Genomic DNA, 18,757 nt, shown 5'->3' on the forward strand with positions numbered 1-18,757 from the left:
TGTTTTATCTTAAAAGGGAACGCTCCCCCTGTCAACGAACCTTGCCGCCGGCAACCCGTCTTCCCCCACCCCAATTGTTTCCTGAAACTATTACTTGCCCGGTTGATCGATCGTCGATTGGGCCACCTTTACCATTTCCGCATAGGGCATACCGCCCGCCATCAGTCGGTAGTCCACGCCGTCATAGGTCCAAAGCAGCGTCTTCATCTGCTCGCCGATCAGCACGCCGACCGTCGGACCAAGGTCTACATCGACAACCGTTCCGAACATGCTGGATACCGTCTGTTCGTTCTGAGCCGGCGATTCGATGATGGCGAAGCTGTATTCGCCGGTATAACGAAGCAGTACGCCTTTGTCCTCGCCGACCTTCGTTTCGGAAACGCTCTTCTCGGCAACCCCTTCGGGCAAATAGGAAGGATAAATGATGCCGAAGCTCTTGGACGCTTGCTCCTGTACGGCCGCCGCTGTGTCCGCATCATCCGACGTATGGGACATTACCCCGCCGGCATGATCGTGATCGTCCGCGAATACCGGCATCGTCGCAATCGACGCGCTGTCCATATTGCGCTGCATGTCAAAGTAGTCTTTCTCGAACTTTTGATCGAAGGTGAACGAGGTGAATTGAACCGAAAGCATCTCGTTCGCATCGCCGTCGGTGACGACCACCTTCTTCGGGGCATAGTTTTTCTGATTCAGCCATACTTTCTGACGAACGAGCGACGCATTCTGGTAGTTGGCCATTACGTCAAACACGTAGGAGTCGCCGTCAACCGCAAACTGGCGGTCCTCGTCGTTGACGATCGATTGAACCAGCGTTTCGTACAAATACGCTTGGCCTTGATTTTTCGGCCAATCGCTCTGGAAGCGGAAGCTCTTGTTCAAATGCGGCGTCAGCACGAACACGCCGTCATCGTTGCGAAGCACGATTTGCGTAATATCCTTCTCTTTATTCGTAAGCGCGATCCGATAGTAATGCGGGTTTTGGAAGCATACCGAGACTCCGTACTCCTGCGGCTGCTGTCCCGTGTTGACGAGCATCGTTCCTTCCGCGTGATAGCTGTCCAGCTTGCCCGAAAGCTTCTCCAAATCCGATACTACTCCTGCCGCATCCTTCGACCCGCCGCATGCCGCCAGCAGCATCGCCATTACGAGCGCCAGCGTTGTGATCCAGGCCCACCTTTTCATCATTTGAGGTCCACCCCTCCGCTTCAGTTTGACTTATCGATACCATGTCTATGAGGGGGGTTGGACATTTATGCAGACTAGCCTGACAAGCGGTCTAGAAGTTTTTCTTGTATATCAAATGGGTGTTCAGCCTCGACCGCAGCTTCGGTCTTCGTTCCAGCACGCCGTTCTTGTTAACCTTCTCAATCAAGCCGTCCGCAGCATGATAGTGGCGCTCCCCCGTCATTAAGCCCGGACACAGCGAATATTGCAGCGTCACCACTGCAAACACAGTCACATAGCTGATGATTTTCAACATCCTTTATACGTCACCCTTCCTTAATATGCAATAAAAAAAGCCCATTCACAGTCGTGCGCTGCGAATGAGCCGGTACGTGCTTCGTCCGTCGTGTTGAAACCGGGTATGCGGCAGCTGGCGAGCACTCTCCCCGAACTTTGTCAGTTCGCGGGTCTTAGCCCCTATAGCTTTGCGTCGCCGTCTTTCGACGGTTTTGCCTTTTCTTCTTTTATGTATATCATATGTTGAGTAATGTATGCATGATCATATCGTATTAGTTCATTAAGCCCCTTCGACCTCTTTGGCGTTGTCCCAAGCGGCCCCCCCGCCTCCAAGCTCGAACTTCGGCAGCATGTTGGCCATATTGTAGTTCGATTCGAACGTGATGCTGAGCCGGAGCTTTCCTTGCCGCACCGCAAACTCGAATTGAATCTCGCCGTGAGTCCAGCCTACCTTGTGCGTCAGCGCCTGTATGGCCATTCGCCGGAAGTCGTTGCGTTGAGCCGCCGTCATTCCCGCGGGAGCGGTAAACGGTCTTGTGTGACTGGTCTCGAAAGGATCGTGCCGAATGCCGAACTTTCCGATAACGTTGTTTCGGATCTGAACGAATACGATTCCGGACGACAAATGAGACAGCTCATCGTTCAGCTTCGTAAAAACCAGGTTTAACTGCCGGGTCAACGATTCCATCTCCGCCATTACATTATAAACCTCCTTCCTGTCAAGGAAATTATAAACGCGTCAACCTGTTGGGTCTTGAGCCCTATTATAGTATCGCCCCCAGCATATGGCAACATAAAAGCGTCAAATTGTGCAAAAATTCTACGCGATCTGACAGAATGTTAGATTTTTGCGAGATTTGAAAGCGTGAAATAGATCGTATGTTCGTGATTCGTTTCGTTTCATATGTGACCTGCGTCTCCGCAACCTTCTTCACTACAAGACCTTCTCCCTGACAAATCTGTTGTTACTATTTTATCATCGCCCGCTAAACCCGTAAGAATGAAAAATGTTATAATAACGCTATAAAATCAAATGAGAGGAATTAACCGCCCATGGCACTGCCCGGAAGAAACGAACCCTGCCACTGCGGCAGCGGCAAAAAATATAAAAAATGTTGTCTCGATAAGGACAAGCAGACCGGCGGGACTCTCGCTCCCGACAAACCGCTCACCATTGAAAGCCTTCACGGCATCGTCGATCATGAGCTACCATGGGAAAACGAGCTGTACCGAATCACCGCTCACTTTTTATTGAATCGAATCGACACGGCTTACGGCATCGAAAACATTCGCGATACCGTCTTCCTATGGAATGAATACGCGAATACAACGATGCCGATCTATAAGAAGCACGGTACCGTTTGCGCTGCGCTCGATTACTTTACCGCCTTTTCCGCCGGAAACCACGTGACCCAATCGGACATCGCCCAGCAATACAATGTATCTGCCGCAACCGTGTCCAAGCGATTCAACGAGCTGATGGATTATTTGGACGGAGAATACGGCGACTTTGACTCGGATGCCCTCGATAACATCGGTATGTCCAAAGGGGATACGGAACAAGTGATGCGCGAAATCCAACAACAGCTGGGCGAACGGCAATTCGAAACGATGGAGGAGGCACAAGCCTTCATCAGCGCTTACATGCAAAGCAGAATGGACGGCCATACGCCGGTAAAACCGGCCAAATCTCCAAAGACCTCCAGCAAGCGGGATCAAGCACAGGACCTTATTTACAAGGCTATAAACGAACCCTCGCCTCTCAAAAAGGTGCGGCTTGCCCGCGAAGCTTTACATCTATACCCCAACAGCCCGGACGCATACCTGCTGCTGGCGGAGGAAGCGACCTCAGGAGAAGAAGTGCTCCAATATTTGCAAAAAGGGCTCGCGGCGGGCGAGAATGATTTGGGGGAAGCATTTTTCAAGGAAAACGAAGGTTATTTCTGGGGATTGATCGAGACGCGTCCTTATATGCGGGTGAAATACAATTATGCGGAGACATGCTGGCAGATGGGGAACAGCGGCGAGGCGCGGAAGCATCTAGAGCATATTCTCAAGCTGAATCCGATGGACAATATGGGCGCAAGGTATTTGCTGGCGGCCGTATACCTGTACGAGGACGAGCTGGAGCAGGCGGAGCGGCTGCTTGAACAATTCGACGAATCGACTGCTTCCTTCATGTACGATCGTGTCGTGCTTGAGTACAAAAAACGCGGGATCAACCCTACATTAAAAATGGCTTATCGAGGCGCGAAGAACTCCAATCGTTTCGTTCCGAAGTATTTGCTTGGAGAAAAAACGCTGCCGACGTCACTGCCGGAGTTTTACGGCATCGGCGACGAGAACGAGGCGGTTATGTATGTGGAATCCCATGCCCGGCTGTGGATAGGGTTGCCGGAGCTTCTGACGTGGATGAGCAAGCAAAAGTAAAGCCCTTTATAGGACGCGACAAGCGAAGAGCCGAATCTCTTACGAGATCCGGCTCTTCGTTTCCCTTTGCCTCCGCGTTATTCCGCTGCCGGAGCTTCCGTCTTCTCCGTAATAATGATGCTTTGCGTTTCCTCATCCCATGTCACGTCCGCACCGAACGCTTCAGCAAGAAAACGCAGCGGAATCACAACGCGGTTCTCCACCATTTGAGCGGGCACGTCCAGCTTTACGGTTTCGCCGTTAACGATCGCGTCCGAGCCGCCCAGCGTCAGCTCCACCGTCGTTCCATCCCGGACGACCGTGACCTTGCCGGCCTTCGGATCCCATTTCACCTCGGCTCCCAGCGCTTCCGCCAAAGCCCGGAACGGCACCAGCGTTCTGCCGTCCTTCTTGAACGGCTCCACATCGAACTTCGGCTGCTTGCCGTTGACGAACGTTTTGATGCCTTTATTTCCATTCTTATGCATCAGCTTTGCCAGCGCTTTGACCGATTCCGCGTCCGTCGGGTTCACCGCAACCGCTTCCTCCTGCGCCTCGACCGCCGCTTCCAAGTCGCCCTCTTGCTCAAGCAGCTGAGCCAGCTCCTCCGGATCGACGCCGCGGTCCTTGAGAATTTCGAGCACCTTTGCTTCCGCCGGTTTGCCCTCTAAGTTTTTCAGCGCGTTAAGCAATCCGTGCGTGTTGCCCTTTCCGTGCTTCCCGCTTCCGTAAACCGCGTCCGTAACCGTCTCGGGCTCGTCATCCGATGCTTTGTCCTCTTTCTTGTCTTTCTTCTCTTCCTTCGCTTTATCGCCGCTGGACTTTTTATCGCTGTCCTTATCTTGTCGCTCTTCCTCGCCGGTTTTTTCTTTGCCGCTTCCTTGCGCAGTCGCGCTTTTGCCGGCGCTGTCGTTTGTTTTCTCAATCGCCTTGGATTCCTTGCCGCCGCCGGCGCCTTTGCCGTTGTCCGATTTCGCCAGTACCCCGGCCGCTCCCGACACCGCGCTGAATACGAGCGCCGCAGCCAATATGCCCGTCAACTGTTTTTTCCACATACGTTCCTTCATACCGATTCCCCTTCGCTCCCATTGAAAAAGGCTCGCCGCGGCAGAACGCGCCGCAAACGAGCCGAATCATGCTTCCATATGCTTGCGGCAGCTGGCTGGCATGAACGGATGTTTCACGTTCGAAGCCCCTTTAGCTTTGCGTCGCCGCATTTCTGCGGGTTTGCCTTTTTCGGATTTGGTTAGTGCTGCTAATAATCTATCATCCATAATCGGATTGCGTCAATGTGTCATTCTTCACTAAAACAACAGCTTCCATGCAAGCCACAAAATACCCGCCCAAAGCACCGCCCCGAACGAGATTCCGAACAAAATGCCGCGCCACACCGACATATCCGATCCGTTCATGCCGCTGAAACCATCTTCATCTCTCAATGCCGTACACTCCCAATCCGCATCGTTTTGTTACGAGTATCGGGAATGAAAGCCGAGGTTATACGCCGGTTACGCAAAAAAAGCCCAAGAGACTTTATTCTCGTCTCTCAGGCTTTTCGTTAGAAGCTTATTCCGTTACGATTACGCTTTGCGTTTCTTTATCGAAAGAAACCTTCGCGCCGAGCGCCTCGCTCAGGAAGCGCATCGGGATGACCGTGCGGCCCTTAACGGCTTGAGCAGGAACGTCGAGCTTCACTTCTTTCCCGTTCACAAGCGCAACATCGCTGCCTAGCGTAAGCTTAACCGTTACGTCGCCGCGGACGACCGTCACCGTCTTCGCAGCGGCATCGTAGGATACTTCAGCTTTAAGAGATGCTGCAATCGCGCGAAACGGCACCAATGTGCGTCCTTCCTTGATGAACGGCTGCACGTCGAACTTCGTTTGCTTACCGTTTACGAACGCCTTCACCCCGATTTGGCCGGACTTGTTCAGAAGCTTGGCAAGCTTCTTCACCGCGTCCACATCCGTCGGCTCCCCGGCAGCCGCTTCTTCTTGGGCAACAACGGCCGCTTCGAGATCGCCTTGAGCTTCCAACGCTGCCGCGATTTCCTCAGCGCTTACGCCGCGGAGCTCAAGTAGCGCCTCCACTTTCGCCCGCGCCGGCTTGCCTTCCAAGTTTTTGATTGCGTTCAGCAAGCCGTGGGTATTGCCGTTGTTATAGACAGCATCTGTAACGGTTGTTTCGTCTTCAGCGGTTGCCGTTACCGTAATGTCATCTTTCGCTTGAACGGCGGTTTCCGCTTTTGCTTCTACCTTCGTCTCCGCTTTGCCGTTTGCTTTGTCAGACGCTGCGCCTGCCGCCGCTACCCCTACAACAGAGCTGAATACCAATGCAACGGCCGTACCCCATACCAATTTGTTTTTCCAAGCTTGATTTGTCATTATGTAACTCCTCCATGTCGGGCTTGTTTGATACAATATTTCGACTGTGTTTTTCGGTTTGTGGGGGTGAGCCCGAAAAAAATACAAAAAACGCCAGCTCTCGACTGCGAGAACCGGCGCTATCGTTATTAGAATGCATATTTTGCCCAATAGACCAGCAGCTTCGACCACTCTGTCAGCACCGTCTGCTGCTTCTCCCCGTCCTTCCACCATTCGTCGAAATCGCTCCGGCTGTCCGGCGCACCGCAGTAACTGAGCTCGATTCCGGATCCTTGGTACACCTTATCGAAAATAAACTTCGTCCGCCGCTCGTGCCAGTCTGACGTCACCACTACCGCCGAATCAAGCCTTTTGTCCGTCATCAGCTTTTTCGTGTAGACTGCGTTCTCGTATGTGCTTCGCGATTCATTTTCGACCAAGATGTCATGCTTCGGCACACCGGTGTATAGCGCTAGCGCAACCATCTCGTCCACCGCCATCGTGCGCCACGACATGCGGGTACCGTCCGAGAGGATCAGCTTAGGGGCTTTGCCGGCTTTATACAGCTCTGCGCCCTTGCGCGTGCGTTCCCCCTCGATTTCGCCGCCGAGGACGATGATCGCGTCCGCTTTAGCCGGCAGGCTTCCGGGCAGGCAGCCTAGTTTGAGATAATCTCCGGCATACGTCAAAATCGGACGGTGAAGGATGCCTAGAAGCGCAATAATTGATACTATGGTGAATAGAACGATTTTTTGGGCGGGCAGTTTGAATTTGGGCTTGTTCGGCTTTTTCATATATTGGTGCGGATCCTTTCTTTCGCGTTTCCTGCTCTGTTCGATAATCTCTTTCATTATACACATCATCTGGGGGTACCGGCGCAATGCAACCGCTTATTTCTGTCATCGGCAATATATTTATGGATGTTAAGGGCTTCGCCTCGCATCCTTATAATCCTGTTGGAAAAAATGTCGGCGAGGTGAAGCTGGTGCATGGCGGAGTCGGCCGTAACGTGGCGGAAACGCTGGCTAGCCTGGGAGTGCCTGTGCGGCTTGTCGCAACGGTGGACGATAACGCACTGGGGCATGAGGTGCTGGACCGTTTGCGCCGGAGCGGCGTCGATACGGGGTATTTGCCGTATTTTCCGCGCGGGATGGGCATGTGGCTGGCGATTTTGGACGAGCAGGGGCACTTGGCCGGCGGAATCTCGCAGCAGCCCGACTTCGCGGGCTTGATGGAGCTGCTTGAGCGGCACGGCAGCGAGATCGCGGAGTGGTCGTCGCATATCGTGCTGTCCATCGATTTGACCGAGGAGATTGCGCGGAAGGCGATTGCGCTGGCTCGCGCGGCCGGCAAACCGGTATTTGGCTTGCCCGGCAACTTTCAGGTGGTGGCTGCGTATCCGGATTTGCTGATCGGCTTGGATTGCTTTATTTGCAACCATGTGGAGGCCGGAAGGTTGTTGGAAGTTGAGTTTGGGGATCTGCCTCGGGATCGGCAGCTTGAGGAGCTTGTCCGGTACGTGCACGACCGTTCGTTGCGGTCGATGGTGGTGACGCTGGGCGCGGACGGGTCGGTATATTACGACGCTGTAAGCGAGTTGAAGGGCCACCAGCCCGTCTTCCCGGTGGAGATGGTCGACTCCAGCGGCGCCGGCGACGCCTTCTTCGCAGGCACCGTTACGGGCCTCGTACGCGGCCTGCCGCTCGACCAGGCAGTCGTGTGGGGCACGAAGGTGGCCGGCCTCGTCGTTGCGTCGGCGGAGAACAATTGTGCGGATTTGGGGGTAAGGTTGGGGGTGTGAGGGGGAGTGCGACAGGTAAAGAAAGACAACCTCTAAATTGAGAGCCGTCTGTGGTGCTACAGTTATCCGGAAATCAAACTTTTTTGCTTTGATGTCAGAAATCTTTCAACTCCTGCACGCCCAAATCTAATCATTGTTTTTTCAAAGAAATAGTAAGAAATGGTCGATAAAATTACCGTAATCACCATAGAAAAGACCATTTTTTGTATATCTGTTTTTAAGAAGGGCGGTTTTAATAAAGCAAAAGTAACATTAAAAAGGATTGGATGAATTAAATACAGCGAGTAAGAAATATTACCAAAAAACTTAAATACAGAAGTAATTTTATTTAGCCCTGACCTCCAAAATGCTACAAACCCACACAATAAAAAGATAAATAAAGTAAACAGAATTCTCTGAAACCCGGTTACGAGAACTATCTTGTCATCTCCGTTTACAGGCACGAAAGCAATAAACAATACTGATAGGCCGATGCCCAGTAGTATTAACTCATTTTTAATATGAATATTTCTTAGAAATATCAGGCCCAATAGCACACCGCCAACAAAATAAAAAAGCTGATTTAAAGGATTAACATATACATTCCATTGCTCAGCGAGAGGCAAACTTTCATCCAAAATAAAAAAAGAGAAACCAATACCTATAATAAAGATAAAAATAACAATTAGAGCAAAAAACTTCTTTGACCTTTGTTTTATTAGTAATAGAAATGGAAGAAACGCATAAAAAACAATTTCGTTACCGATCGACCAACCACCCGTAATTATTGAGTTTGCTGGTGATGCCCACGGAAAAATAAACAAATAATTTTCAAGAATTGTTTCCAATGATGGAACTTTTGCATAAATTTGATACCTTACAAATATTATTAACGTCGTTGCTGCATAAAATAAAGGAACGATCCGAAAGATGCGTTTTGTTACAAACTCTGCTAGAAATGCAGTATTTACATCTCTATGTGCATATACCAGCCCTAGACTAATCCCACTTAAAATATAAAACGAAGGCACAGCGTATATCCCTAATCTAGAAATAAGTTGGTCAAGTGGGTAAAAAAGACTCATATTGATCCAAGAAGTATAGTGATATACCATCACCGAGAATGCAAGCATTCCTCTAAGATAATCTATGCTCTCAACCCTAGATAAGGTTTTACTGATCGCTTACCCCTCCATAAATAACCCAGCATGAAAACAACTTAGTTATTCAACTGTTCAACTCTTCGGTCGTTTATTTTTCTGTAGTATCTTGTGCAATGCTCACAAGTTGCTTCATCAGTTTCGGAGAAATTCAATCTCTCCCCACATTCACAAACCCAACCGATGATATTCGCCGGGACTCCTGCCACTAGTGCGTAGTCCGGGACATCTTTCGTAACAACTGCTCCAGCGGCGATCATTGCGCAATTGCCAATTGTTATTCCACATACAACTGTAGCGTTTGCGCCAACGGAGGCTCCACGTTTTATTAAAGTTGTTTGATAGTCAGCGCTAGTGTTCCTAGGAAATGCGGATCGAGGCGTTTTAACGTTTGTAAAGACCATACTCGGTCCGCAAAAAACGTAATCCTCTAGAGTAACCCCTTCATATAAGGACACGTTATTTTGGATTTTGCAGTTGTTACCTATAACAACCCGATTAGCCACAAATACATTCTGTCCAAGATTGCACTGCTCCCCTATGACAGCCCCGCCCATAACGTGGGAAAAATGCCATATTTTTGTGCCGCCCCCAACTATTGCACCCTCATCAAGATAACTTGACTCATGGACAAAAAAGTCACCCATTAGTGGTTCCACTTCCCAACTTTATTGATGCATTTTCTAATATCCTGACAACCTCGAGACCATTCTTACCATCAGAGATAGGTCTCGTTCTTTTCTCTACGCATTGCAAGAAGTGCATACATTCTAATTTCAATGGTTGCTCATTGCCTTTAAATATGACCTCATGTCCATCGTCTCTATTCGAGAGGTCTCGATGAATTCCCTTACGGTGTAAAACCAATGTTTGCTGTTCCTCATCATAAACCATCATACCTTCAGTGGCTACAACAACAAGACGGCGTCGTTGTTCTGGCCATAGCCATGAAGTATGAAGATGTGCGGTAACTCCATTAAGAAAATCTAAATGTAAGTAAACGTCATCCTCAATAGCGGGCTGTATGATTCTATCTCCATTTACAATCGATCTTTTCGGTTCGCTGCCCACTAAATATAAAAATACAGCAATATCGTGAACACCAAAACTCCAAAGAACATTCTCGACCGAACGAACCCTTCCCAACTTCAAACGTTCTTGATGTATGCTCTTTAATTCTCCAATGAATCCTGATTCTAAAAGCCGCTTCATTTCCTGAATTACAGGCTGATACAATAGTAAGTGACCCACCATCAGAATACGGCCATGGCTCTCTGCAAAGTTGTGAAGCTTTTCCGCTTCATCTGTTGATAATGTAATTGGTTTTTCTACAAATACATCCTTGCCTGATTCTAAAGCCTCATACGCAATCTGATAATGTGTATGGGCCGGTGTAGCAATTACAAAAGCATCAACCGATTCATTCAAACATTCCTTATAATCTTGATACAACAGGATATTTGGGTAACTTCTACTTAGTTCATCGCGCAATATGGAACTCGCTTCTGCTACACCCGCTAACGCACCAAGCTCATAAAAGGTTTTGACCAGATTTTTCCCCCAATGCCCTGCTCCGATAACAATTACGCGTTTATTCATGTTCTCCCCCGGTTACGTTTATAACCTTTCTAAACTACAGAAAAAACTCTTTAATCTTGTCGACTACGTAAACCTGCTGCTCCTCTTTGAGTTCAGGGAACATTGGTAACGACATAGCCTGTTCACAAGCTCTTTCCGTTTCAAACAGATCGCCTTTATTATATCCTAAATAGGCTAAAGCGGGTTGTAGATGCAGCGGTCTTGGATAGTAAACCATCGTATCTACCCCATTTTCCTTTAAAAATAACTGTAACTCATCTCTTCGATCCACTCTAATCGTATATTGATGATAAATATGATTGTTGCCTTCCTCAACGTATGGAGTCACCACATGTTCTTGAAGGTTATCTGCAAATAATCGATTGTAAGTCGCTGCTTTTTGTCCCCGCTGTTCGTTCCATTGATCCAAATATTTAAATTTTACGTTCAAGATCGCAGCCTGCATTTCATCAAGCCGACTATTATATCCAAGTACATGATGATGGTACTTCGGCTTGCTGCCGTGAACTCTGAGAATTCTTATTTTTTCCGCAATATTATCATTATTAGTCACAACCATTCCCGCATCGCCATAAGCTCCCAAGTTTTTTGTGGGAAAAAAACTGTAACAGGCGGCCGCGCCAAACTCTCCAACCTTCTTGCCCTGATGTTCTGCTCCGATTGCTTGTGCAGCATCTTCAACGATATGCAATTGGTACGCCTCGGCAATACGACCGATTTCCGTCATATTGGCGACTTGTCCATACAAATGGACTGGAATGATCGCTTTCGTCTTCTTTGTGATTGCTGCTTCCACTTTAGTATGATCGAGGTTGTAGGTTTTGGGATCGATATCCACAAAAACAGGGATTGCTCCTACTCTCGCGATTGCCCCAGCGGTCGAAAAGAAGGAAAAAGCAGTCGTAATTACTTCGTCTCCTGGTTCAATCCCGCAAGCTAAAAGCGAAAGATGAAGAGCATCACTGCCATTGGCGACACCAATTCCATGTGAAACGTTGCTGTATGCTGCAACTTCTTGTTCAAGCTGCCTTACATTCGCTCCAAGAATGAAATGTGTATTCTCCATTACGGATTCAATTGACGCTAAAATATCATTCTTTAACTGCAAATATTGTTCAGACAAATCGAGAATAGGTACTCGCATAAAAGTTGGCCCCTTATAGTTTGTAATATTTCCCTTTTACATTCATGTTCTTCATACTGTTTCTTGTGTCAAAAATAACCTTTGCTTTGTCAGCAATCAATTTATAATCAAAAGCACTATGGTCAGTGGTGATAATGACTAGATCGGCAATATCCACAACCGCTTCCGTCATGGGTACAGTACTCACTAACCCCCCGCTAAATTTAAATTCCTTAACATGCGGATCGACGGTATACCACTCCGCTCCTGACTCCTCAAGCTGTTTCAATATTGGAAGTACGGGCGACTCTCTGTAATCATCAATATCTTTCTTGTAGGCTACGCCCATGACAACGACTTTGGAACCGTTCAACGGCTTTTTCTCTTTATTTAGTATTTGCATACATCTGTCGATAACGAAGTCGGGCATACTATTGTTTATTTCCCCCGCGATCTCGATCAACCTTGTATGATAATTATATTCTCTAGCCTTCCACGTTAAATAAAACGGATCAATCGGAATACAATGTCCCCCTAATCCGGGACCTGGATAGAAAGGCATAAACCCATAGGGTTTTGTCGCAGCCGCGTCAATAACCTCCCAAATATCTATCCCCATCTTGTCACAAAGAATGGCCATTTCGTTTGCTAGAGCAATGTTTATGTTACGAAACGTATTTTCTAATATCTTCTCCATTTCCGCAACAGCCGGGCTGGATACCTCGTAAACCTCGCCTTCCAAAACACCTCTATACATCGCAGCTGCTATTGCTGTACAAGTTTGGGTAACTCCACCCACGACTTTCGGCGTGTTTTTAGTCTTAAACGTTTTATTACCTGGATCTACCCGCTCCGGTGAATATGCAAGAAAGAAATCTTCGCCACACTTCAATCCTGTCGCTTCAAGGATCGGCTTTACAACCTCTTCAGTCGTTCCAGGATACGTCGTACTTTCTAAAACAATTAACATCCCTTTACGCAAATTTTTAGCAATTTCTCGTGTTGAGTTTTCAACATATGTTGTGTCAGGCTGTTGATACATATCGAGTGGAGTCGGTACACATATTGCAACTGCATCAACTTCTTTAATTCTTGAATAATCGGTTGTAGCGACTAGACGATTTTCCTTAGTAATGATCGACAATTCTTCATCCACAACGTCACCAATATAATTGATTCCTTGATTGACCATATTTGTCCGTTTTTCTTGTACATCAAATCCAATTACTTTGAACCCTGCTTTTACCTTCTCGACTGCAAGGGGTAAGCCAACATAGCCTAAACCAACTACACCAATTACCGCTTCTTTTGTATTGAGTTTATGAAAAAGCTCGATTGCCAATGGATTCATATTACTTTCTAATGTATTTATCATACTTTAAATAAACCTCCCTCTCGTTTTATTACTTTGAGACCCCTTTTGAAGTTAAAACACTAAAAAACGTTTTAAATAAAATCTTAACGTCCGTAATGAACGACACTTGATTAAGATATTGATGATCATATCGAACTTTTTCTTTGTCCGAAATAAAGTCTCTCCCGTTGATTTGAGCAAGGCCAGTCAGACCGGGAAGCAATACATCAATGCCTTGTTCTTCCCTAGATTTAATTAATTCATACTGATTATACAAAGCAGGTCTTGGACCGACGAATGACATCTCGCCTTTTAAAATGTTAAGTAGTTGGGGCAATTCGTCGAGACTCGTTTTCCTTAACCACTTACCAATTGGAGTTATATACTGCTCTGGATTTTCCAACCTATCCGTTGCCACATTGGGCGTATCTGCTCTCATGGTACGAAACTTATAAATGTTAAAGTAGGTTCCATAAGCGCCCGCTCGCTTTTGTTTAAAGATAACCGGACCTTTCGTTCCCACTTTTATTAAAATGGATATCACAAGAAAAACAGGAGATAACAAAATAAATAATGCACTACCTGTCGCTAGATCGTAAACTCTCTTCCAAAACTTAAGATAAAACCCCTTTTTTCGACCACTATCTTTTTTCTGCACGTCCGATTCCATAAATTTAGCCAGCTTTTTTGCGAGATTGGCCCAGCTATGATGTTCAAGAACATATTCTCTGCCACGTTCCCCCATTGTCTTACATAAATTTTGGTTTTCGTAAAGATTAATGATCGCTTCCGCCATTTGCGCGGGCTCGTCTGCACGGATAATTCCACCCGAGTTAACAATTGTTGAGTCTTGTATATTACTCAAAAGAACAACTGGAAGTTCTGCAGCCATATAATCATAGCTCTTATTCAGACTAAATCCCCATTTGTACAAATCTGTGTTCCACATGGCGATAAGCCCGACATGACATAAATTTAATAGACGGGGAATATCGTTTTTTGTTATAGCAGGAGAAGAGAACAGATTGTTGATGCCTTCTTTTTCTTTCCTTCTGATTAGTCGTTCTTTTTCCGGACCATCTCCAACGAATAAGAACGCAACGTTGGGCTCTTTCTGCTGAACCACTTTAGCCGCATCTAATATGGCGTCCAATCGATTTGCAAGTCCATGTGCACCCGCATATACAGCAACAAACTTTCCTTTTAAAAACTCAAGGTTAAAATCTTCAAGTGTTATACCACTCTTATCCCCGACTCCAAATCGGCTTAAATCTACTCCATTTGGTAAATAAATAACCTTGTCGGGTTGTATACCACGTTGCTCCACATAACCAACTGCTTTATCAAACAGGACAATTATTTTTTTAGCTCTTATATAAAAATACTTTTCCAATCGATACAGAAACTTAACAATTGGATTTTTCGGAGATATCTTCCCTATATCAATAAGCGTCTGAGGCCATAGGTCTCTTTCTTCAAAATAAAAAATGCTTTTTTTCCGTTTTGCCACCATTCTTCCCAGCAGCGCAGCCAAAGGATGCATAAGTGAACCGATTACTATGTCGGGGAATTCAGTTTTTAATTGTTTATTTACGAGCATATTTGCACGTAGTGCATAACTGAAAATATTAACAATTCTCCGCCAACTGTTTTTTTTGTAAGGAAATGTCCGTAACCAACAAAAGCGCACACCGTTAATATATTCAATCGCATAATTCTCTTTGTCTTCATACGAATGTTTCTCAGTACGAGTCGAATGATTGAAAGAGGCAGCAAAAATCGTGACGTCGTGACCTTCTCTTACTAATTCGATGGCCAGATCGTAATGCCGTGTAATACCTGCTTCCCTCGGGGAATTGGCATAATGATTAAAAATCCATATTTTCATAAAGTGATCACCGGTAATTTATTTTATAATTATCAAATATTTTCATCCTAAAACGAATATTTGAAAGGAATAATATCAATAGAAGATTTATTGCTATTGCTGCCATCCTAATTAAATTGTCTTTACCGATACCACTCATTCCTATAAGGTAAAGTACTACAAAAAAATTCCATTGAATAAAGAGGTTGTCCCCATATCTTATATCCACCCAACGGGATATTAAGACTAATAACCCTAACATTATTACAAATGCCATCATAGCAGGGAGCCAACCAATTTTTACGAGTAAATCTCCTAAAAAAAATGTTGGATGTGATCCCCCGCTATATCTATAAATAAATTCAAAAACGCTATTTGAAATAGACTCCATATCAAAATCATAATTGATAGAAATCATTTCAAGCCTATTAATCATACCAACCCCCTGGGTAACAAAAAACCTACGGAAAGCAGATAGCATTGAATCTATAAAGCCTCCCGACCCAGAAATCAAAATGTAAAACCCTATGGCCCCCGAAAACATGCCGGCAAGTTTTATATTTATTCTTAATCGATAAATAAAAACCCAAATAAATAAGAAATAAAATACCATTACACCCTTGTTCCCGCCAATTACCATAACTAATGTAACAAGTAGAAATAAAACAAGTTTCTTTAACTTGGAATTTATTTCTGGGAGATAATAGAAAAGGTAGCCGGGTAAAATAAAAAACGCAAAGGTTGAAAAAGTGTGGTACAAAGGAAGACTCCCGGAGGTTTCAGGTCGATCTATTGAAATTCCCTTAGCGACAATAGAATATAAGGGCATTTGTTTAATGAATATAAGAATATAGAAAGCAACTAAAGCTGTTATTAACATGATATATACCGATGCCATTAGGTTGGGTCGCTTCAAGAAAACTTCTGAGTTTGGGAATTTAATGACATATTTACAACCTAAAAATATGGATGAAACTAAAAAAATAATGGACGACATCTGTAGATAATGTAGGTACGTTTGCTCGGAGAACATTTTATATGCCACTCCATTAAAAACCGAATAATAAACCGCCGGTGTATAAAAGTTAATAATTAAAACCACAATAAAACAAACGAATGATTTCTTATATTCGCCTAAAGCAACGGATATAATTACAAACAGTAAGAAAGAAACGTTTAACAGGATAAATTCATGAACCATGTAGCATCTCCGTCAACTTCCTGTGTTTTTTTCTAAAAATTATATAATCGAATTCTATCAACTTCCTAAAAAGTTCATTGTCTGAAATATCGTCTATAATAATATCTTTTTTTAAGAGATATCCCTGAAACAAAACAGTAGAATATTTCGAAACAATAAAGTCAGCCTTCGAAATTGATTGTTGGATATTAATAGAAGACGGGTCCTCAATCTCAAATTCTTTAAAAATTGTTTGGAGCAAATTTATATTAGAATACACTGGATGCGGCCTCAAACAAACATGGTAATTATTTCTCAGTTTATTTAAAGCATCTTTTAATATGTTTAACTGCTGCTCAGTCTCGTTTTGCAAATAATAACTCAATCTCATTTGGTTCTTTGAATAATCGGTCCTCGTTGCTGTTTGCAAATTTAATTGAAGCTTGGGCGGTATTTCCGTTTTGAACTGATTATGACTAGCATGCAAGGAAGTGAATAAATCAATGTAATGCTGGTCCCATACAAAACACTCATCAAACTCAAAAAATGAATCCCTTATATTATAAATTTTTTCTCCATGCATTATGTTTATATGGACGATATTGTTAAGTCGACAATATTGCGTCAACCATGAAGAAGTAAATGAATATTCCGAAGTTACAACTATAGCCGATGGATTATATACATTCATATTGTGACTGAACAAAGCGGTCTTATAAACGTTTTTTAAAATAAAATAAGGGTGACCTAGAAAACGCCAAAAATTACACATCACCGTAATTATATCTGAAACGGAAAGTGAAACTTTATTAGACCCTTTCATTACCCGGTAACGGTTGTTTATCGAATTTGGGACATTTCCTAGATCAACACCCATGTAAACTGCTATCAGTGAGCTAGAATCAGCATCATGATTTTTATTGATTCTTATTCTTTTTAAAAGCAAAAATAAAACGACAGGTATAATAAGGATCAAGGAGGCACTGTTAAGCAGAACTCTAGATGCAACTGATTTGTAATGGACCTGACACTTATATTGCATAAATGATCTTTGGATTAATGTAGGATTTTGATACAATGCACTACTGCATTCTAAAACTCTGGATTGTTCATCTTTTGAATGTGAAAAATGAGCCATATTGGGCTTGGTTAATTTTTTAATGATGGATTGCAGAAATCTCTTCATGAAGCGTACCCCCGCATCTTTAATTTCCACGGCATCATATGAACTTTTGAAGCGTTAAACCATGCCATAAGAAATGTCAGAAAAAAAGATACAGCGGTGGCTTGGGCTGCACCCACTGCTCCATTCAAATGCACCAACCAGTAACTTAACCCAACATTTGTTAACGCGGCCATAAAAATTAATTTAGCTAATATATTAGTTTTCTCTGCATAATGAAAGTAATTATTGAACATGGTATACATACCGCTAAATGCAAACCCTATCGCGAGCCAAACTACATATTTTGCTGCCCCTTGAAACTCCGGGCCCACTATAAGCTTTAAGATCCACGGTGCAATTACGGAAAGGACAGCGGCTAATGATAAAAGAAATCCAAAATAAAAATAAGTAATCTTAACAATTTTCAAATTCATATTGGCATCATTACGTTTAAGGTTTCGGAAAAACCAAGGAACCCAGGCTTTATTTATAGATGTATAAAAAATCATCATTACCATTGAAATTTGGACACCTACAGCATAAATGCCCGCTTCTTCTATTCCTATTAGATTTGTAATAAAGATTCGATCCGTCATTGTAATAATAAATATTCCGAGTGCCTCCGGCACCAAGGGTATTCCGAAGCGAAGTGCATGCTTAAGATAATCCATATTAAGCTTCAGCGTTATCATACGGTTTTTAAATAACAGCCATAGTGAAAACAAACTAAATACAGAAATGGCGATGACTTGGCCTTGAACCCTGCCATGCCATCCATTGTTGAGAAACACAACAAAATAAATGGAGAGGGAGAGGTTTAGTACCATAATCCCAATTCTAAATAGTCCGTACTTAATCGGATGCCCTTCAACCTGCCATAACGTCAATGTAACCAGCGTAAGAAATTGCCCTAAACAAAATACAACAGCTAACCAGAGAGCATCGATTGGGACATCTATGAAATTGCTAATTGGATCCGCAAAAATAAAATAAAAGATACTAACAAAAAAAGTGCTTATCAAGAGAATAAATATACAATTTGATACATAAACAGGAAAATCTAATGATTCTCTTTCGAAATATTGTTTACTAATAGCCCCGTGAATACTTAAACCAACAATTGGAGAAGTTAATGCAACTAATACTTCAAACATCGACAAGATACCATATTCACTTGGACTAAGAAACCTTGTCATTATTGGCAGTACAAGAAAAGGAATGAAGGCATTGAGTATATTTGTTACTAGATAAATACCTGCATTACCTATAGACTTCTTTCTTAATATTTTCATTTG

18 protein-coding genes, 1 pseudogene and 2 riboswitches are annotated in these 18,757 nt (G+C 44.4%); of the genes and pseudogenes, 2 read left to right on the forward strand and 17 right to left on the reverse strand.

Going from position 1 to position 18,757, the window contains the following annotated elements:
• Window positions 1-90: 90 nt before the first annotated feature.
• The 3 genes from PT964_RS15105 to PT964_RS15115 all read right to left on the reverse strand — a co-directional run bounded on the left by PT964_RS15105 (window position 91) and on the right by PT964_RS15115 (window position 2,161).
• The gene (locus PT964_RS15105; protein WP_337995039.1) at window positions 91-1,188 is read right to left on the reverse strand and encodes an outer membrane lipoprotein-sorting protein; all 1,098 of its coding nucleotides are present in this window, start codon (window positions 1,186-1,188) and stop codon (window positions 91-93) included.
• A 91-nt stretch (window positions 1,189-1,279) separates the two neighbouring features.
• Window positions 1,280-1,483 carry a hypothetical protein gene (locus PT964_RS15110; protein WP_274364189.1) on the reverse strand — a complete coding sequence of 68 codons (204 nt, stop codon included), beginning with the start codon at window positions 1,481-1,483 and terminating at the stop codon, window positions 1,280-1,282.
• Window positions 1,484-1,589: 106 nt separating this feature from the next.
• A riboswitch (cyclic di-GMP riboswitch) is annotated at window positions 1,590-1,691 on the reverse strand.
• Window positions 1,692-1,744: 53 nt separating this feature from the next.
• Window positions 1,745-2,161 carry an O-methyltransferase gene (locus PT964_RS15115; RefSeq protein WP_274364190.1) on the reverse strand — a complete coding sequence of 139 codons (417 nt, stop codon included), beginning with the start codon at window positions 2,159-2,161 and terminating at the stop codon, window positions 1,745-1,747.
• A gap of 356 nt (window positions 2,162-2,517) precedes the next feature.
• Here PT964_RS15115 and PT964_RS15120 point away from each other — a divergent pair, with 356 nt between their 5' ends.
• A complete protein-coding gene (locus PT964_RS15120) occupies window positions 2,518-3,894 on the forward strand; it encodes a tetratricopeptide repeat protein (protein WP_274364191.1) in 1,377 nt (458 codons plus the stop codon).
• Between the two features lie 77 nt (window positions 3,895-3,971).
• On the opposite strand, the gene PT964_RS15125 is transcribed toward PT964_RS15120, so the two are convergent.
• From PT964_RS15125 to PT964_RS15140, 4 genes are all read right to left on the reverse strand, one after another.
• On the reverse strand, window positions 3,972-4,940 hold the full coding sequence (locus PT964_RS15125; RefSeq protein ID WP_274364192.1) for a copper amine oxidase N-terminal domain-containing protein: 969 nt from the start codon (window positions 4,938-4,940) through the stop codon (window positions 3,972-3,974).
• Between the two features lie 83 nt (window positions 4,941-5,023).
• Window positions 5,024-5,115, reverse strand: a riboswitch (cyclic di-GMP riboswitch).
• 62 nt (window positions 5,116-5,177) lie between these two features.
• Window positions 5,178-5,312, reverse strand: a complete 135-nt coding sequence (locus PT964_RS15130) for a hypothetical protein (protein ID WP_274364193.1) — start codon at window positions 5,310-5,312, stop codon at window positions 5,178-5,180.
• A 127-nt stretch (window positions 5,313-5,439) separates the two neighbouring features.
• Complete coding sequence (locus PT964_RS15135) at window positions 5,440-6,255, reverse strand: copper amine oxidase N-terminal domain-containing protein (RefSeq protein ID WP_274364194.1); 816 nt, start codon at window positions 6,253-6,255, stop codon at window positions 5,440-5,442.
• Between the two features lie 128 nt (window positions 6,256-6,383).
• On the reverse strand, window positions 6,384-7,028 hold the full coding sequence (locus PT964_RS15140) for a YdcF family protein (protein ID WP_274364195.1): 645 nt from the start codon (window positions 7,026-7,028) through the stop codon (window positions 6,384-6,386).
• Between the two features lie 86 nt (window positions 7,029-7,114).
• Between PT964_RS15140 and PT964_RS15145 the strand changes: the two genes are divergently transcribed.
• Window positions 7,115-8,035, forward strand: coding sequence for a carbohydrate kinase family protein (locus PT964_RS15145; protein ID WP_274364196.1), 921 nt, complete (start codon window positions 7,115-7,117; stop codon window positions 8,033-8,035).
• A gap of 62 nt (window positions 8,036-8,097) precedes the next feature.
• Here PT964_RS15145 and PT964_RS15150 read toward each other — a convergent pair whose 3' ends face one another.
• The 10 genes and pseudogenes from PT964_RS15150 to PT964_RS15195 all read right to left on the reverse strand — a co-directional run bounded on the left by PT964_RS15150 (window position 8,098) and on the right by PT964_RS15195 (window position 18,754).
• The gene (locus tag PT964_RS15150; protein WP_337995043.1) at window positions 8,098-9,195 is read right to left on the reverse strand and encodes an acyltransferase family protein; all 1,098 of its coding nucleotides are present in this window, start codon (window positions 9,193-9,195) and stop codon (window positions 8,098-8,100) included.
• A 38-nt stretch (window positions 9,196-9,233) separates the two neighbouring features.
• On the reverse strand, window positions 9,234-9,821 hold the full coding sequence (locus PT964_RS15155; protein WP_274364197.1) for an acyltransferase: 588 nt from the start codon (window positions 9,819-9,821) through the stop codon (window positions 9,234-9,236).
• Window positions 9,814-10,773, reverse strand: a complete 960-nt coding sequence (locus tag PT964_RS15160) for a Gfo/Idh/MocA family protein (RefSeq protein ID WP_274364198.1) — start codon at window positions 10,771-10,773, stop codon at window positions 9,814-9,816. The genes PT964_RS15155 and PT964_RS15160 overlap by 8 nt, the downstream gene beginning before the upstream one ends.
• A gap of 34 nt (window positions 10,774-10,807) precedes the next feature.
• Window positions 10,808-11,917: a DegT/DnrJ/EryC1/StrS family aminotransferase gene (locus PT964_RS15165; RefSeq protein ID WP_274364199.1), complete on the reverse strand. Its 1,110-nt coding sequence runs from the start codon at window positions 11,915-11,917 to the stop codon at window positions 10,808-10,810.
• A gap of 13 nt (window positions 11,918-11,930) precedes the next feature.
• Window positions 11,931-13,271 carry a nucleotide sugar dehydrogenase gene (locus PT964_RS15170; protein ID WP_425262737.1) on the reverse strand — a complete coding sequence of 447 codons (1,341 nt, stop codon included), beginning with the start codon at window positions 13,269-13,271 and terminating at the stop codon, window positions 11,931-11,933.
• A gap of 28 nt (window positions 13,272-13,299) precedes the next feature.
• Window positions 13,300-13,920 carry a sugar transferase gene (locus PT964_RS15175; RefSeq protein WP_425262740.1) on the reverse strand — a complete coding sequence of 207 codons (621 nt, stop codon included), beginning with the start codon at window positions 13,918-13,920 and terminating at the stop codon, window positions 13,300-13,302.
• 66 nt (window positions 13,921-13,986) lie between these two features.
• A pseudogene (locus tag PT964_RS15180) lies at window positions 13,987-15,138 on the reverse strand (glycosyltransferase family 4 protein); the annotation flags it as partial.
• A 7-nt stretch (window positions 15,139-15,145) separates the two neighbouring features.
• Complete coding sequence (locus PT964_RS15185) at window positions 15,146-16,318, reverse strand: hypothetical protein (RefSeq protein ID WP_274364200.1); 1,173 nt, start codon at window positions 16,316-16,318, stop codon at window positions 15,146-15,148.
• Window positions 16,308-17,483: a hypothetical protein gene (locus tag PT964_RS15190; RefSeq protein ID WP_274364201.1), complete on the reverse strand. Its 1,176-nt coding sequence runs from the start codon at window positions 17,481-17,483 to the stop codon at window positions 16,308-16,310. The genes PT964_RS15185 and PT964_RS15190 overlap by 11 nt, the downstream gene beginning before the upstream one ends.
• Window positions 17,480-18,754: a lipopolysaccharide biosynthesis protein gene (locus PT964_RS15195; RefSeq protein ID WP_274364202.1), complete on the reverse strand. Its 1,275-nt coding sequence runs from the start codon at window positions 18,752-18,754 to the stop codon at window positions 17,480-17,482. Before PT964_RS15195 ends, PT964_RS15190 begins: the two co-directional genes overlap by 4 nt.
• Window positions 18,755-18,757: the final 3 nt, after the last annotated feature.

It is taken from the genome of Paenibacillus thermotolerans (genome assembly GCF_028745515.1).
Taxonomy (GTDB): domain Bacteria; phylum Bacillota; class Bacilli; order Paenibacillales; family YIM-B00363; genus Paenibacillus_AE; species Paenibacillus_AE thermotolerans.

Bases quoted from the DNA above. Each gene is read 5' to 3' on its own strand.
- PT964_RS15105 (WP_337995039.1), bottom strand. From the start codon at position 1,188: ATGATGAAAAGGTGGGCCTGGATCACAACGCTGGCGCTCGTAATGGCG.
- PT964_RS15110 (WP_274364189.1), bottom strand. From the start codon at position 1,483: ATGTTGAAAATCATCAGCTATGTGACTGTGTTTGCAGTGGTGACGCTG.
- PT964_RS15115 (WP_274364190.1), bottom strand. From the start codon at position 2,161: ATGGCGGAGATGGAATCGTTGACCCGGCAGTTAAACCTGGTTTTTACG.
- PT964_RS15120 (WP_274364191.1), top strand. From the start codon at position 2,518: ATGGCACTGCCCGGAAGAAACGAACCCTGCCACTGCGGCAGCGGCAAA.
- PT964_RS15125 (WP_274364192.1), bottom strand. From the start codon at position 4,940: ATGAAGGAACGTATGTGGAAAAAACAGTTGACGGGCATATTGGCTGCG.
- PT964_RS15135 (WP_274364194.1), bottom strand. From the start codon at position 6,255: ATGACAAATCAAGCTTGGAAAAACAAATTGGTATGGGGTACGGCCGTT.
- PT964_RS15140 (WP_274364195.1), bottom strand. From the start codon at position 7,028: ATGAAAAAGCCGAACAAGCCCAAATTCAAACTGCCCGCCCAAAAAATC.
- PT964_RS15145 (WP_274364196.1), top strand. From the start codon at position 7,115: ATGCAACCGCTTATTTCTGTCATCGGCAATATATTTATGGATGTTAAG.
- PT964_RS15155 (WP_274364197.1), bottom strand. From the start codon at position 9,821: ATGGGTGACTTTTTTGTCCATGAGTCAAGTTATCTTGATGAGGGTGCA.
- PT964_RS15160 (WP_274364198.1), bottom strand. From the start codon at position 10,773: ATGAATAAACGCGTAATTGTTATCGGAGCAGGGCATTGGGGGAAAAAT.
- PT964_RS15165 (WP_274364199.1), bottom strand. From the start codon at position 11,917: ATGCGAGTACCTATTCTCGATTTGTCTGAACAATATTTGCAGTTAAAG.
- PT964_RS15170 (WP_425262737.1), bottom strand. From the start codon at position 13,271: ATGATAAATACATTAGAAAGTAATATGAATCCATTGGCAATCGAGCTT.
- PT964_RS15175 (WP_425262740.1), bottom strand. From the start codon at position 13,920: ATGGAATCGGACGTGCAGAAAAAAGATAGTGGTCGAAAAAAGGGGTTT.
- PT964_RS15185 (WP_274364200.1), bottom strand. From the start codon at position 16,318: ATGGTTCATGAATTTATCCTGTTAAACGTTTCTTTCTTACTGTTTGTA.
- PT964_RS15190 (WP_274364201.1), bottom strand. From the start codon at position 17,483: ATGAAGAGATTTCTGCAATCCATCATTAAAAAATTAACCAAGCCCAAT.
- PT964_RS15195 (WP_274364202.1), bottom strand. From the start codon at position 18,754: ATGAAAATATTAAGAAAGAAGTCTATAGGTAATGCAGGTATTTATCTA.